The organism is Arthrobacter sp. AB6 (assembly GCF_031844545.1).
In the GTDB taxonomy this organism is placed as follows: Bacteria; Actinomycetota; Actinomycetes; order Actinomycetales; family Micrococcaceae; genus Arthrobacter.
In genome coordinates, this window is sequence record NZ_JAUZVL010000027.1 from 46,139 (window position 1) to 61,961 (window position 15,823).

At 65.1% G+C, this 15,823-nt stretch carries 12 protein-coding genes; all 12 read left to right on the top strand.

Annotated elements, in window-relative coordinates:
- The first annotated feature begins 41 nt into the window (after positions 1–41).
- A complete protein-coding gene (locus Q9R30_RS17130; protein ID WP_311218343.1) occupies positions 42–1,307 on the top strand; it encodes a M20 family metallo-hydrolase in 1,266 nt (421 codons plus the stop codon).
- A complete protein-coding gene (locus Q9R30_RS17135; RefSeq protein ID WP_311218344.1) occupies positions 1,304–2,746 on the top strand; it encodes an amidase in 1,443 nt (480 codons plus the stop codon). The genes Q9R30_RS17130 and Q9R30_RS17135 overlap by 4 nt, the downstream gene beginning before the upstream one ends.
- Positions 2,747–2,816: 70 nt before the next feature.
- Positions 2,817–4,499: an ATP-binding cassette domain-containing protein gene (locus tag Q9R30_RS17140; RefSeq protein WP_311218345.1), complete on the top strand. Its 1,683-nt coding sequence runs from the start codon at positions 2,817–2,819 to the stop codon at positions 4,497–4,499.
- Between the two features lie 133 nt (positions 4,500–4,632).
- The gene (locus Q9R30_RS17145; RefSeq protein WP_311218346.1) at positions 4,633–5,403 is read left to right on the top strand and encodes a DeoR/GlpR family DNA-binding transcription regulator; all 771 of its coding nucleotides are present in this window, start codon (positions 4,633–4,635) and stop codon (positions 5,401–5,403) included.
- Positions 5,400–6,593: an MFS transporter gene (locus Q9R30_RS17150; protein ID WP_311218347.1), complete on the top strand. Its 1,194-nt coding sequence runs from the start codon at positions 5,400–5,402 to the stop codon at positions 6,591–6,593. The genes Q9R30_RS17145 and Q9R30_RS17150 overlap by 4 nt, the downstream gene beginning before the upstream one ends.
- Before the next feature lie 55 nt (positions 6,594–6,648).
- A complete protein-coding gene (locus tag Q9R30_RS17155; RefSeq protein WP_311218348.1) occupies positions 6,649–8,145 on the top strand; it encodes a phosphatase PAP2 family protein in 1,497 nt (498 codons plus the stop codon).
- Between the two features lie 155 nt (positions 8,146–8,300).
- Complete coding sequence (locus Q9R30_RS17160; protein ID WP_104999518.1) at positions 8,301–9,248, top strand: ABC transporter ATP-binding protein; 948 nt, start codon at positions 8,301–8,303, stop codon at positions 9,246–9,248.
- Entirely contained in the window at positions 9,245–10,096 is an 852-nt protein-coding gene (locus Q9R30_RS17165) for an ABC transporter permease subunit (protein WP_311218349.1), read from the top strand. Before Q9R30_RS17160 ends, Q9R30_RS17165 begins: the two co-directional genes overlap by 4 nt.
- A 35-nt stretch (positions 10,097–10,131) precedes the next feature.
- Positions 10,132–11,439, top strand: coding sequence for a M18 family aminopeptidase (locus Q9R30_RS17170; protein WP_104999516.1), 1,308 nt, complete (start codon positions 10,132–10,134; stop codon positions 11,437–11,439).
- A gap of 354 nt (positions 11,440–11,793) precedes the next feature.
- Positions 11,794–12,591: a glycosyltransferase family 2 protein gene (locus Q9R30_RS17175; RefSeq protein ID WP_311218350.1), complete on the top strand. Its 798-nt coding sequence runs from the start codon at positions 11,794–11,796 to the stop codon at positions 12,589–12,591.
- 1 nt (position 12,592) lies between these two features.
- Positions 12,593–13,585: a glycosyltransferase gene (locus Q9R30_RS17180; protein WP_104999515.1), complete on the top strand. Its 993-nt coding sequence runs from the start codon at positions 12,593–12,595 to the stop codon at positions 13,583–13,585.
- Between the two features lie 63 nt (positions 13,586–13,648).
- Positions 13,649–15,823, top strand: a 2,175-nt coding sequence (locus Q9R30_RS17185) for an Ig-like domain-containing protein (protein ID WP_311218351.1), incomplete at its 3' end; no start/stop codon positions are given.

Here is a 15,823-nt window from a genome sequence, read left to right on the forward strand (position 1 = left end):
AGCCTGCCCTCCCCTCACTCAGCAATACAAAGGACTTTCCCATGAATTCAGTAGCTTTCCTGTCCGACTTCCATCACGTGGCCACCATCGGCGCCACGGCGAACAACGGCGTGGACCGCCAGGCGGCCTCCGCCGAGGATGCGCTCACCCGGCAATGGTTCGCCGCCTGGGTGGACGACGCCGGCTGGGAACTCCGTGTGGACTCAATCGGCAATATGTTCGGGCTGCTGGAGTGGGTGCCAGGGGCGCCATACGTCATCATCGGCTCGCATCTGGACAGCCAGCCGCTGGGGGGCCGTTTCGACGGCGCCTACGGCGTGATCGCCGCGCTGCACGCAGCGCGGCGGCTGGAGGCGGAGGTGGCTGCCGGCGGGCAGCTGCCCCGGTTCAACCTTGCTGTGGTGAACTGGTTCAACGAAGAGGGCGGCCGCTTCGCACCGAGCATCATGGGCAGCTCGGTGTACGCAGGACTGTTGGACCGGGAAAAGATGCTGGCCGTCACCGACCTGCAGGGGGTCACCGTCCGCGATGCCCTGGAAGGCATCGGGTACCTTGGCACGGCCGAGGCACCCGATGCCGCCGGCTACGCGGAAATCCACATCGAACAGGGCCGCATCCTGGAGCGCGAAGGCATCGCGATCGGCCTGGTGGACAGCAGTTGGTACACCCAGAAGCTGGACATCGAGGTGTTGGGCGAACAGTCACACACCGGGGCCACCGCCATGGCCGACCGGCACGACGCACTGGTGGCCGCCTCCAAGATCATCCTCATGGTCCACGATGTCACCAAGGACTTCGCGGAGGAGGCGATCGTCTCCTCCGTCGGCCAGCTGACACTCGAGCCGAACTCACCGATCGTGGTGGCCCGGCGGGTGCACCTGGTGGCGGACCTGCGTTCAGGTGACCCGGATATCGTCAAGGCAGCCCGGGCCAAGCTCCTGCAGGACATTGATGCGCTGGCACGCGAACACGACATCAAAGTCAACGTCAAGGACTTCGACATCCGTCCCATCAGGCGCTTTCCCGAGGCCGGACTGGAACTGGCGGACAAGGTTGCGGCCAACCTGGGCCTCTCCGCACGCCGGATCCAGACCATGGCCGGTCACGACTCGGTGGCGATGAACACGGTGGCCCCCTCCGTGATGCTGTTCATCCCCAGCGTGGACGGAGTCTCGCATTGCGAACGGGAGTTCACCACTGACGCCGACATGGTGGCCGGGGTGGACATGCTCACCGGGGTTGCCCGCGAGCTGGTGGCCGGGGCCCTGGCCGAAACGTTCGCGCCGTCCGCGGTAGCCCTCGCATGACCGAACTGCACTACCTCGACGCATCCAGCGCGCTGCGGCTGTTCCGGACCCGGGAGCTTTCCCCGCTGGAGCTCCTGGAGACGCTGATAACTCGGACAGAAGCGGTCAACGGGTCCATCAACGCCCTGACCGAAACGCTGTTCGACGAAGCCAGGGTGGCCGCCAGGCAGGCGGCCACCCGCTATGCCCGGGGCAGGGACATCGCCCCGCTTCTGGGACTCCCGGTGGCCGCGAAGGAAAAGCATGGCCTCCGTGGCCGCACTCTTTCACAGGGGCTGCTTGCCAGGAAGGGCGACATCGCAGCGGCGGACCATCCCGTCATCGAACGCATCAAGCACGCCGGCGGCATCATCCATACCCGCACCACTACACCCGAGTACAGCTGCGCCACGGTAACCCACAGCCCGTTGTGGGGCGTCACCCGGAATCCGTGGAACCTGCGGTACTCCCCGGGCGGCTCGTCCGGAGGTTCGGGGGCCGCGCTGGCGGCAGGGCTGGCTCCACTGGCCACAGCCTCGGACATTGCCGGCTCCACCAGGCTGCCGGCAGCGTTCACCGGAACGGTGGGCTTCAAGGCCCCGTACGGACGGATTCCCGGGCTGGCTCCGCTCTCCGCGGACCACTACCGTGGCGACGGCCCCATGGGCCGGACCGTGGCGGACACCGCGCTGCTAGCCAACGTCATGGCCGGAAAGCATCCCGGCGACCACACCTCTCTTGCCGGAGTACCGCATCTGGCCTCGGCCCCGGGTGCTGCTGATGCCGCCGCCGGAATGCGGATCGCACTGTGTGTCAGGCTGGGCAACTACCCGGTGGCCGCGGACGTGGAAGCCAACACCCGCGCCGTGGCGTCAGCACTGCGTGAGGCCGGAGCCGTGGTGGAGGAAATCGAACTTCCCTGGACCACGGAGCTGATCAGCCGCACAATATTCACCCATTTCGGCTACCTGCTAGGGCCGGCCATGGAGGACGAAACCGTGGGCACCGCCGAAACGCTCGCCTCCTACACCCGCAGGTTTATGGCAGACGCCCGGCGGGCTGCCGAGCAAAACCGCTACCTCGATGGCGTGCGCGCGGAGACCCGCATCCAGGCTGAACTTGCCGCGGCGATGGCAGGGTACGACGCCCTCATCTGCCCGGCCTCCGCGGTGGCGTCGCTCGATGCCGACGGCGACTATCTGGACGGCATCGATCTTGACGGAACCGGCGACGGGAGGCACCTGGAGCACTACTGGGAAGGCCACATGACGGCGCCCTTCAACATCGCCAACCGGTGCCCGGTCCTCGCGGTGCCCAGCGGAACCGCCGGTTGCGGAATCCCCACGGGGGTGCAGATCGTGGGACATCCGTTCGATGACGCGACAGTCTTCCGGGTGGGCAGCGCTGTGGAAGCCGTTCGGCCGTGGAGTGACCGGCGGCCGGAGTTCCTGGCCGGCTGATGCCCGCGGGGCTGCGGGCATCAGCCGGCGCCAAAAACGATGGCAGGCAACGCGTGGGAGGATGGAACGCGTGGCCCATATTGACGTTTCCGGTATCGATTACTTCCTCTCCGACGGCACCCAGCTGCTCAACGGAGTGACCTTCAAGGTCCCGGACGGCACCAAGACTGCCCTGATCGGCCCCAACGGCACCGGCAAGACCACCCTGTTCCGGATTATTGCCGGAGACCTGCTGCCGGATGAAGGCGTCATCGGACGGTCCGGGACCATGGGCATCATGCGCCAGTTCGTGGGCCAGGTCCGGGACGGCTCCACGGTCCGCGACCTCCTGGTGTCCGCAGCCCCGCCGGCCCTGGCCGCAGCGGCGCGCGAGGTGGACGATGCGGAGCTCGCCATGGTGGAGAACGACGACGAGCCCAGCCAGATGCGCTACGCCCAGGCCATCGTGGACTGGGGAGACGCGGGCGGCTACGACGTCGAGACCGTCTGGGACGAGGTCTGCATGGCCGCGCTGGGACTCCCCTTTGACCGCGCGCAGCACCGCCCGGCGTCGAGCCTTTCCGGCGGCGAGCAGAAGCGCCTGGTGCTTGAAGCCCTCTTCGCCGGCCCCGACGACCTGCTGCTGCTCGACGAACCGGACAACTACCTGGACGTTCCCGGCAAGCGCTGGCTCGAGGACAAACTCAACGAGTCCAAAAAGACGATCTTCTTCATCAGCCACGACCGTGAACTGCTGAACAACGCCGCGGGACGCATCGTCACGCTGGAACCGGGCATCAACGGTGCGGGCGCCTGGATCCACGGCGGCGGCTTCGGTTCGTACGTGGAGGCGCGGGCGGACCGGAATGCGCGTTTCGAGGAACTGCGCAAGCGCTGGGACGAGGAGCACGTCAAGCTCAAGGAACTCGTCAACATGTACAAGAACAAGGCAGCCTTCCGCTCCGACATGGCCAACCGGTACCACGCGGCCCAGACCCGCCTGGCAAAGTTCCTGGAGATCGGTCCGCCCGAGGCACTGCCGATCGAGCAGAACGTCCGGATGCGGCTTAAGGGCGGACGAACCGCCAAGCGTGCCATCGTTGCGGAGTCGCTGGAACTGACGGGCTTGATGAAGCCGTTCTCCACCGAAGTGTGGTTCGGTGACCGGGTGGGCGTCCTGGGGTCCAACGGCTCAGGAAAATCGCACTTCCTGCGGCTGCTCGCCACAGGCGGCACCGATCCGGAACGCGAGCACCTGCCCGTCTCCGACGTGGAAATCGCCGAAGTGCCGCACGAGGGTACGGTAAAGCTGGGAGCCCGCATCCGTCCCGGCTTCTTTGCCCAGACCCATGTCCGGCCGGACCTCCTGGGAAAGACGCTGCTGGAAATCCTGCACCGCGGCGACGAGCACCGCTCCGGCCTCGGCCGGGAGGCAGCGGCCGGGGCACTGGACGGCTACGGTCTTGCCGGCCAGTCCGAGCAGAAGTATGAGTCCCTCTCCGGGGGCCAGCAGGCCCGGTTCCAGATCCTGCTCCTGCAGTTGAGCGGCGCAACGCTGCTGCTCCTCGACGAGCCTACCGACAACCTGGACCTGCACTCCGCGGAGGCACTGGAGCGGGCCATCGACCACTTCGAAGGCACCGTCCTCGCCGTGACGCACGACCGCTGGTTCGCCCGGACGTTCGACCGCTTCCTGGTGTTCGGATCCGACGGCAAGGTGTACGAATCGCCGGAACCGGTGTGGGACGAGAAACGCGTGGAGCGCGCCCGCTAACCCCGACGCTCTCTCACTCCCTGCGGCTTTTGGGCCATCGCTCTCTCACCGGTGAGAGAGCGATGGGAAATTTCCGGCATTAAGTGAGAGAGCGTCTGATGATCAAATGATCAATAGTTGCTATCATTTGATCATGAAGACGGACGAGCGGCATCGCACCATTGCCGAACTGCTCCGCCGGCGCCAGGAGGTAACAGTGGAGGAGCTGACGGTTGCCTGTGACGCATCGGGGGCGACCATCCGCCGTGACCTTGAGATCCTGGCAGCGAACGGCGTTCTCCGCCGGGTCCACGGCGGAGCGCGCAGCCTCATTGTGCGCGGTGAAAATCCGGGTTACGGCCAGCGCGAGCTGGAGGACCGGGACTCCAAGAAACGCATCGCAGCCGCCGTGGCAGGCCTGCTGGTTGACCGTGAACATGTCTGGCTGGACAGCGGCAGTACCGCCACGGAGGTTGCCCGCGCCTTATTCGCGAGGGAACTGACCATCATGCCGATGTCACTCCGGTCCCTCAACGTCCTCGCGGGTGGCGACGCCGCAGGCACCCGCCCTGCCTTGCTGCTGCCCGGCGGCAGCTTGATCCCGGGCGAGCTGAGCTTCCGCGGCCCCATGGCTGAATCCAATATCCGTTCCCTGCGCTTTGATACGGCCGTCCTAACCCCCTGCGCCGTGGACCTCAAGGACGGCATCCTGGCCCACGATATCGATGATGCAGCAGTGAAGCGGGCTGGCCTGGAATCCGCCGGGCGCGTGGTGGTTGCCGCCTCAGCATCCAAATGGGATGCGCAGGCGAGGGCGCTGGTCTCCGGGCTTGAGCGGGTGGACGTTCTGGTGACAGACAAGAAATTCAGCGCCGAAGAGCGCGCACAACTCGACCAAGGCTCCCTGGAAGTAGTGACTGTATGACCATCAATACCCGTACCTCGCAGGACGCCGGACTAAGGGCAGCCGCGGCCGCCACCTTCGTGGTCTTTGGCATCAATGGCCTGGTTTTCGCCAGTTGGGCCGCCAGGATCCCTGCCGTCACGGAGATCCTGGCCATCACCTCCGGGCAGATGGGCACGCTGCTGCTGTGTACCGCCCTGGGGTCACTGCTGGCACTGCCCACCGCGGGCCTGGTGGTGGGCAAGATTGGAACCGCCAACACAGTGCGGTTTGGCGGGCTCCTGGCTGCCCTTGCAGGGGTGGGCATCGCCTTGTCGCTCTCCGTGGCATCGGTCCCCGGCACGGCAATCGCGCTGTTCTTCTTCGGCATAGCCATCGGCCTGTGGGACGTGTCCCAGAACATTGAAGGCGCCGACGTCGAGCACAAGCTGCGGCGCACCATCATGCCCCAGTTCCACGCGGCATTCAGCGGCGGCGCCTTTGTGGGCGCGCTGATCGGTGCCGGCCTTTCCAACCTCGGCATCGGCCTGCCCCTGCACCTGCTGGTCATCGCCGGCATCGTGGTTCTGGTGACGCTGACCGCGCCCCGCTACTTCCTTCCGCACATCCCAACGTCCACCCCGGACGGTGAACCGAAACCGGCCAAGGGCCCGTCAGCATGGCGGGACAGCCGGACCCTGCTCATCGGCGTGGTGGTCCTGGGGGCCACACTGACGGAAGGTGCGGGCAATGACTGGATTGCGAAAGCCTCCGTGGACGGGCTGGGCACCTCCGAGTCCACCGGTGCCTTGATGTTTGCCCTCTTTGTCCTGGCGATGACGGCCATGCGGTTCCTCGGCGGCCGGGTCATCGACAAGTACGGCCGGACTGCCGTGCTGCGGGCCAGCATGGGAGCTGCCGCCTTGGGCCTGTGCCTCTTTGTGCTTGCCGGAAACGTTTGGCTGGCGGCCGTGGGGGCGGCATTGTGGGGTGTTGGGGCCGCGCTGGCCTTCCCCATGGGGATGTCGGCGGCGGCGGATGATCCGAAACATGCAGCAGCCAGGGTCTCCGTTGTATCAACCCTTGGCTATATCTCGTTCCTGGCAGGACCCCCCCTCCTGGGATACTTGGGCGACCTCACCGGCATCCATCTGGCGCTCCTGGCCATCCTTGCGCCGATCCTGCTTGCCCTGCTCCTGGCGGGGGCAGCCAAACCCCTCAAGGCGGGGTAGCAGAGCTTCCGGTGCGTGCCGCGGTTCGCCTGTAACAGCGCGATAGGGTGAGGGGATGCAGAGCAAATGGCGCCGAAGCCATCGTTGGATCAGCCGGGTTGACAGATACCTGCTGAGGCATGTTTCGGACCTCCCTGGCGGAAACCACGACGACTTCTTCCGGCGCCTCTCCGCCTCCGCCAACCACGGCAAGCTCTGGATGGGCGCCGCGGCGGTGATGGCGGCCTTCCCGGGAAGGACGCGCCGCGCGGCACTCCATGGCCTCATAGCCCAGGCTGTTGCATCCGCCGTCACGAACGGCGTCTTCAAAACCCTGCTCCCCCGGACCCGGCCGCTGCCGGAGCACCTTCCGGTGTTCCGGTTCGTCCACCCCCAGCCCACAAGTTCATCCATGCCGTCCGGCCACTCGGCGTCGGCGGTCGCGTTTGCCGTAGGGGCGGGAATGGTCCGGCCCGCCCTTGGCGTCGTACTGGCTCCTGTGGCTGCGGGAGTGGCGTACTCACGCATACACACTGGAGCCCACTGGCCGTCCGATGTCCTTTTCGGCTCCGCACTTGGCGCCGGGGCTGCACTCGTGACCCGGCACTGGTGGCCGGTGCGGCCGGCCTTTCCCCAGGTTGCACGCACCTGGGCTGAGGCGCCGGAGCTGCCTGGCGGCCAAGGGCTGAGCATCGTAGTGAACACCCTCGGCGGATCCTTCACTGAGGAGACAGCCGCGGCGCTGCAGGAAGTATTCCCCGAAGCGTATATAAATACCGTCCAGCCGGAGGAGAACCTGGTTGAGGAGATCCGGAAGACAGCGGAGCACCCCGGCACCCGTGCACTCGGTGTGTGGGGCGGGGACGGCACCGTGGGAGCGGCTGCCGCTGCCGCCGTCGAAAGATCCCTCCCGCTGCTGGTCCTCCCGGGCGGGACGCTGAACCACTTTGCCCGGGACGCCGGCACGGGGAGCCTCAAGGAGGCCGTTGCAGCCGCATCGAGGGGGGAGGCAGCCATGGCCGACGTCGGCATTGTCACCGTTGAGCGCGGCCTCGCCGGCAACCCGGAAACGGCGCGGCTGACAATGCTTAACACGTCCAGCGTTGGCCTGTACCCGAACTTTGTCCGGCGCCGGGAGCAACTGCAGCCCGCCCTCGGAAAACCGCTGGCCGGCGTGGTGGCCATGTTCCGCACCTTCGCCGCCGGCACTCCCACCATCCTGACTGTCGACGGGCGCCGGCATAAAGTGTGGATCGCCTACGTGGGGCGGGGCCGGTACTACCCGCGGGACCACGCCCCCCTGCTCCGGCCCGTGATGGACGACGGTGTCCTGGACGTCCGCATGATCACGGCGGACGAGTCGTTTGCCCGGCTGCGGCTGCTGTGGGCAGTGCTGACCGGTACCGTTGCAACCTCGCGCATTACCCACCTTTCGGAGGGCACCCGGGTGCGCATCGACGCAGGAGGGTCACCCATGGCCCTGGCAGTGGACGGTGAAGCGCTGGCCGGCGTCCTCAGCGCGGAGTACACCGTCCGGCCCCGGGCGCTTGCCTACTACTCCCCCCACCCCTAGTTATTCCTGCACCGGTCATCCAACGGGACTACCCTGATCTGCCCCTGAATCATCCCTGAGACCGGCGAAATCCTGCCCTGCCGTGGGTAGCGTGGTGCCTACCAGTCTTCCGAAGTGCACCCCGCAGCCCGCGGCTGCCGTCCTAAGGAACATCCATGATTGAGGCAACAGGGCTGACCAAGGTCTACGGCGACAAAACCGCCGTGGACAGGGTCAGCTTCACTGTCCACGCAGGTCGCGTTACCGGCTTCCTGGGCCCAAACGGCGCCGGCAAGTCGACCACCATGAGAATGATCATGGGGCTCGACCGGCCCACGGCAGGTTCGGTGACCGTGAACGGTGTGCCGTTCGCCCGGCACGCCGCCCCGCTGCGAGAGGTGGGCTCACTCCTTGACGCCAAGGCCGTCCACACCGGCCGCACTGCATACCACCACCTGCTGGCCATGGCCGCGACCCACAGCATCCCCAGGAAGCGCGTCCGGGAGGTCATCGAGATGACAGGTCTGGGGGAGGTCGCGAAAAAGAAGGTGAAAGGGTACTCCCTCGGAATGGGGCAGCGGCTGGGTATTGCCGCAGCCCTGCTGGGGGACCCGCAGACCATAATCCTGGACGAGCCGGTGAACGGCCTCGACCCGGAGGGCGTGGTCTGGGTCCGGAACCTGGTGAAGTACCTGGCCTCGGAAGGGCGGACCGTCTTCCTGTCCAGCCATCTGATGAGCGAAATGGCGCTGACGGCCGACCACCTGATTGTCATCGGCCGAGGCAGGATCATTGCCGACGCCCCCATCGGCGAGATCATCACGGGCAAGGGCCAGTCGCGTGCCCGTGTCCGCACCGACCAGCCGCAGCAGCTCATGCGCCTGCTCGCTGACGACGGCGTCTCCGTGGAGGTCCAGGACTACGAACTCCTCGAGGTCAAGGGCCTGCCGCCCCGGCAGATTGCCAGGATGGCGCTGGACAACCAGATCATGGTCTACGAGCTCACGCCCCTGCAGGCGAGCCTCGAGGAAGCGTACATGGAACTTACCAAGGACGAAGTGGAGTACCACTCCCTCATCACCGGCGGCGCCGAGGCGCCCGCCCAGGCCGGAGGAAAGCAATGAGCACGGCAGCCCTTGAATCCCGCCGGCAGCACAACGGGTTGGGCCCGGGCCCCAGTTTCCTGCGCGTCCTCAATTCGGAGTTCATCAAGTTCAGGACCCTGCTCTCCACCTTGGTTCTGGTGGGGTCCACGGTGCTGGTGATGGTGGGTTTTGCAGCCCTGAATGCATGGGGCATCGGGCAATTTTCCGAAGCGTCAGAGACCGACCCCCAGGCGGCCGCGGCCTTTGCCGCCCAGGGCGCCGACCTGACTGCGGGGGTCCCGACATCGGGCATCGCCTTTGCCCAGCTCATCATCGGATCCCTGGCAGTGCTGCTTATGAGTTCCGAGTTCACCACGGGTATGGCACGGTCCACCTTCACGGCTGTCCCCAAGCGCATCCCGGCATTCATCGCGAAACTGCTGGTGGTGACGGTCTGTGCCTTCGTTGTGACGGTGGTGTCATCCTTCCTGGCCTACATCGCGGCCATCCCCATCCTGGACAGCTACGGCTTTGACATAGACCTGGGGTCCGAGCAGTCCCGCCGCCTCATCTGGGTCAGCGGGGTGTATGTAGCGGCAGTTGCGGCGATTGGCATGTCCCTGGGAACGCTGCTGCGCAACTCCGCAGGTGGAATCACGTCCCTGGTGGGGCTCTTCTTCGTGGTCCCTATCGCCTTCCAGCTCATCCCGGGCAAGTTCTTCGAGGAGGCGCGGAAGTACCTTCCGGATAATCTCTTCGAGAGGATCGTGACGTCTGCACCCGCCGATGGCGCCCTGGAGGTGTGGCAGGCCGCCGCCTGGCTTGGCGTGTGGGTGGTAGTCCCCTTGGTGGCTGCGATGATCCTGCTGAAGAAACGCGACGTCTAGCAGGGCCGGGAGGATCGCCGTCTACACTCAAGACCATGCCTTCTTCCTCCGCCGCAGACCACATCCAGGACCTTGGCGCCTTTGTCAGCGCGTCGCCGTCGAGCTTTCACGCCGTGCAAGAGGCAGGCCGGCGGCTGGAGGAGGCCGGCTTCCTGCGCCTGGACGAGCTGCAGCCCTGGGAGGGTGGCCCCGGACGGTTCTTCATCATCCGGGACGGTGCGCTGATCGCCTGGGTCCTGCCGGAGGGCGCAGGTCCGGCCACCGGGTTCAATATCCTGGGAGCACACACCGATTCGCCCACCTTCAAGCTCAAGCCCAAGGCCACCACCGGCGCCCACGGTTGGCTCCAGGCGGGCGTTGAGGTGTACGGCGGGCCGCTGCTGAATTCGTGGCTTGACCGTGAGCTGCAGCTGGCCGGCCGCCTGGTGATGCTGGACGGGACCGAGCATTTGGCGGCCACCGGGCCCATGCTCCGGTTCCCGCAGCTGGCCATCCACCTGGACCGGGCCGTGAACGACGGGCTCACTTTGGACAAGCAGCGCCATATGAATCCCGTGTGGGGCCTGGGGAATGCTTCCGACTTTGACCTGTTGGCGGTGCTGGCCGCCCACGTTTCAGGCGCCTCCGTGGATCCCGCCGGGATTGGCGGGTACGACGTCGTGATTGCGGACACGCAGGCACCTTCGGTTTTCGGGGGCAACAGTGAGTTCTTCGCCTCCGGGCGGCTCGACAACCTTTCCTCGACGCACGCGGGGCTTGCGGCGCTGATCGCGCATGCCGCCGCGCCTGCTGCTGGCGGCGCCGGCGCGCCGATCGCTGTCCTGGCCGCGTTCGACCACGAGGAGATCGGCTCCAACTCCCGCTCGGGTGCCTGCGGACCCATCCTCGAAGATGTCCTGGTGCGGATCTCCGACGGCCTCGGCGCCACGGTGAGCCAGCGGCGGCAGGCGCTGGCGTCGTCGTTCTGCATGTCTGCCGATGCCGGCCACGCCGTGCACCCCAACTACGCGGAGCGGCATGACCCCGTCAACCACCCGGTGCTCAACGGCGGTCCGCTGCTGAAGATCAATGCCAACCAGCGCTACGCCACGGATGCGCCCGGCGCGGCCTTTTGGGCCCGGCTCTGTGCGGAGTCCGGGGTGCAGTACCAGGAATTCGTGTCCAACAACGCGATCCCCTGCGGCTCCACGATCGGGCCGCTGACGGCTACACGGCTGGGCATCCGGACCGTCGACGTGGGAGTGCCGCTGCTTTCCATGCACTCCGCGCGCGAGATGTGCGGCGTGGAAGACCCCTGGCGGCTGGCCGCGGTGACGGAAGTATTTTTCAGGACGGCTCTTTAAACAACCCCCTACCTATTGAAATTCACGGGATGGACAACCCCTATACCTAACGAATTCACCATTCGGTAACCCCGTTACTTACTGACAGGCCGAAAGATGGCTAAACAAAAGCGAGTACTCACTACTGGTGATACCCGGGTGGACCAAAAGTAGGCTCTTCGTCACGGGCAGAGTCGTTGGCTGATGAGTTGCTGGGGCCAGAGACAGGACCTTGACCGGATAGAGCGCTAGTGACGCACCTGCTTCAAGCTGAGTGCGGCATTGTCCAGTTTCCGTCGATGTCATGAAGTGGTGAGGCATTTGTCCATTTCCACCCAGCTTCCGAATACGTTCTCCGAGCCAACGTTGTCGATAGTGAGAGCGTCAGTAAGCGTAGTAATCCCGACACTGAATGAGGCGAAGAACCTGCCTTGGGTGCTTCGCCGAATGCCCTCATACGTGGATGAGGTAGTGATCGTAGATGGCCGCTCCCAGGACAACACAGTGGGAGTTGCGCGGGCCCTCCGCAAGGATGTGGTGATCGTGGAGGAAAAACGCAAGGGAAAGGGTGTAGCCCTCCGGTCTGGTTTCGCTGCAGCCTCCGGCGACATCATCGTCATGCTCGATGCCGACGGCAGCATGGACCCTCAGGAAATCGGCTGGTTTGTTTCCCCCCTCCAGCACGACTACGACTTTGTCAAAGGTTCCCGGCACGTAACCGGCGGCGGGTCCGAGGACCTCACGTGGCTGCGGCGCACGGGCAACCGGGCACTGACGGCCTTGGCGAATGCGGTGCTGCACAGCAACTATTCGGATCTCTGCTACGGCTACATTGCCTTCAGGCGTGAATGCCTGGAAGTCCTTCAGCTCGAATCCGACGGGTTTGAGATCGAGACGGAGCTGATCGTCAGGGCGGCCAAGGCGGGCCTTCGGATCGCAGAGGTGCCGAGTATCGAACTGGAGCGCATCTCGGGGGCTTCGAACCTGCAGACGTTCCGGGACGGCTGGCGCGTGTTGGGGACAATGGCCCGCGAGTGCGTCTTGTGGGAGGCACCCACTGCCGGCGCCCGTCCTGAGGCTCTGCGACGCGTCAAATATGCATACGCAAACGTTAGTTTCCCCCGGACCCCCACCGACCCCCAGAGCCTCCTTTCCTTGCGGGAAGCAGCCTGAGATGACGACTTTTCCCAGGCCCACCGTTACTGTCGTCATCTGCACTTATACCGAGGACCGCTGGGCGAACCTGCTTGATGTCATCGAATCAGTCAGGGCACAGACCGTCAGTCCGCAGGAGATTCTCCTGGTAATTGACCACAACGTTGATCTTTATGAACGGCTTCTTGTGGTGGTTGATGACGTCACGGTCGTCCAGAACACGGGGCCGCAGGGTCTTTCCGGGGCCCGCAACACGGGCGTCGGCCTGGCTGATACGGATATTGTCGCCTTCCTGGATGATGATGCCGAAGCGGCACCGGACTGGCTTGAGCTTTTGCTGGCCTTGTACGACGATCCCGACGTCCTTGCCGTCGGGGGCCGGGTGGAGCCCATTTGGGAAACCGGCCGCCCCGGTTATTTCGGCGAGGAGCTGGACTGGATCGTTGGATGCAGCCACCTGGGGATGCCACGGGTGGCTTGCGAGGTCAGGAACGTCATCGGCGCAAACATGTCTTTCCGGCTTGACGTGCTCCGCCAGGTAGGGGGATTCAACCATGCTTTAGGACGCCAGGGTGCCGTACCCCTGGGGTGCGAAGAGACCGAGATCTGCATTCGCTCAAAGATGGGCTCGCCTGGTTCCCGAATTGTGTATGAACCGGCAGCAGTGGTGCGCCATCACGTCCCCGCCAGCAGGGGCACGTTCCGTTACATGCTGTCCCGGTCGTGGTCCGAAGGCCTGTCGAAGGCCCAGGTGAGCCAGGTGGTCGGCCACAAAAGGGCGCTCGGACCCGAAAGGCGGTATGTGCGCAGGGTCCTGCCGCGCGCGGTTGTAGCCGGACTTTATGACTGGGGCAGAAACGGAAACCCGGGAGGGCTCGGACGGGCCGGCGCCGTGGTTTCAGTTCTTGCCTTCACAGCTGCCGGTTATCTGCGCGGCCGGCGCCTGGCCCACGTCTCGCCGCACCTGGGAAGCGCGGTTGGCATGGATGCTGCCTGGAGGGACGTCCAGTGAGTGAAAGCGTGAAAGCGGAACCGTCAGAATTTCACAGCGCGAATGTGTCGGAGGGATGAAAAAATGAACAACTATTTTGCGCGCGGAGGCGCGGCTGTGCACGATTCCCTCGATGTGGCTGGCTTCGGTCTACCAGCGTCGCGGAATCTGCGGCTCTATGCACTGCTGACAGCTCTGCTGGTTGTGGTGGGTGCTCTGGTGTCCCCGGTCGCGGCGTCGGCTGCTGTGGGTGATGTCGGGGATGAGGGACCGTCGCATTCGGGGACGGGGACGCCGACGGGTACGAAGCGGGCTACGAGTGCGTTGTGGTTCAACGACGGGTCCTGGTGGGGCAACCTGTGGGATACTGCCAGCTCGGATTTCCATATCTTCCGGTTCAATGCCTCGACGCGTTCCTGGGTCGATACGGGTGTGGCGACGGACACACGGGCCGACACTCATCACGACGTGTTGTGGGACGGAACGACGTTGCATGTGGCGAGCTATAGGTTCGTCAACGACGGTTCGCAGGCTGTAGCGGGGTCCCCCACAACGATGCGGCGCTACACCTACGACTCGGGTACAAAGAAGTACTCGGCGACAGGTTCTTCTTCACAGATCAACAACTACCGCGTTGAGACCCTGACCATCGACAAGGACTCGACAGGTCGTGTGTGGGCAACGTGGCAGCAGGGGAACCGGATCTACCTGAACGTCACTGGCACGGATGGCAAGACCTGGGGGACACCGTTCCAGCATCCCGCGTCGTTGAGCAACGTCTCCGTAGATGACACCTCGGCCCTGATCGCGTTCGACGGGAAGATGGGTTTGATGTGGAGTCGGCAGGTAGGTGATGCCTCCGACGGCATGTACTGGAGCCATCACGTCGATGGAGCATCCAACACCAACTGGACCCCTGCCGTGGCGGCGGTGTCTGGGCAGCGCAGCGGTGATGACCACATGAACTTGAAGTGGCTGGACTCCACGGATGGCCAGGTTTTCGCCGCTATCAAGACATCGTTCACATCCGCGTCCCAGCCGCTGATCCAGCTCCTGGCAATGAATAAAACGACGTCGGCCTGGTCGGAGCACACGATCGCGACGGTGGCGGAGTGCCCGAACCGGGTGATCGTCCTGATTGACGAGAGCTCCCAGAGGCTGCGTACCTTCGCTACCTATCCGAAGCCCAGCGGCACAACGAACGCCGGCGTCTGCACCAGTTCGGGAGGCGCGATCTACGAAAAGTCCACACCACTGGACGACATCCGCTTTACGACCTCGAAGACGGATCGTATTGTCGACGCCGACCAGTACGTCCACAACGTGACGTCAACGAAACAGAACCTCAACAGCGCGGCGCGGGGCACGGCGAAAAGCGGTCTCCTGGTGCTCGCAGATGTGAACGCCACAAGCCGGTACTGGCACTATTACGATCCCAGCAGTGCTGGTGATACGACTGCTCCGACGGTGACGGGTACGTCGCCGGCTGCTGGTGCCAGTGGTGTGGCGGTGTCGGCGGATGTGACGGCGACGTTCTCGGAGCCGATGGATGCCGCGACGGTCACGTCGAGCGCGTTCGAGCTGTACGAGGGAACGGCGCCGGTGCCGCCAAATGCGACGCCTGTGTCCGCGGTCGTGTCGTATGCGGGCAACGTTGCGACGTTGAACCCGAATGAGGCGCTGAAGGCGGATACGCCATACACGGCGATCATCAAGGGCGGTGCCGGTGGGGTGGAGGATGCTGCCGGTAACGCGCTGGCTCAGGACAAGACCTGGTCCTTCACTACGGCTGCCGCGGGTGGTGGTGATACGACTGCTCCGACGGTGACGGGTACGTCGCCGGCTGCTGGTGCCACTGGTGTGGCGGTGTCGGCGGATGTGACGGCGACGTTCTCGGAGCCGATGGATGCCGCGACGGTCACGTCGAGTGCGTTCGAGCTGTACGAGGGGACGGCGCCGGTGCCGCCAAATGCGACGCCTGTGTCCGCGGTTGTGTCGTATGCGGGCAACGTTGCGACGTTGAACCCGAATGAGGCGCTGAAGGCGGGTACGGCGGGTACGACGTACACGGCGATCGTCAGGGGCGGCACCGGTGGGGTGGAGGATGCTGCCGGTAACGCGTTGGCGCAGGACAAGACCTGGTCCTTCACTACGGCCGCGGCCGCGGGTGGCGGGACGTCGGAAACGGTCACGCTCACGGCTATCGCTGACAGCTTTGTCTCGAGCGGGGCGCCCGGGACGAACTATGGCACGAGCACA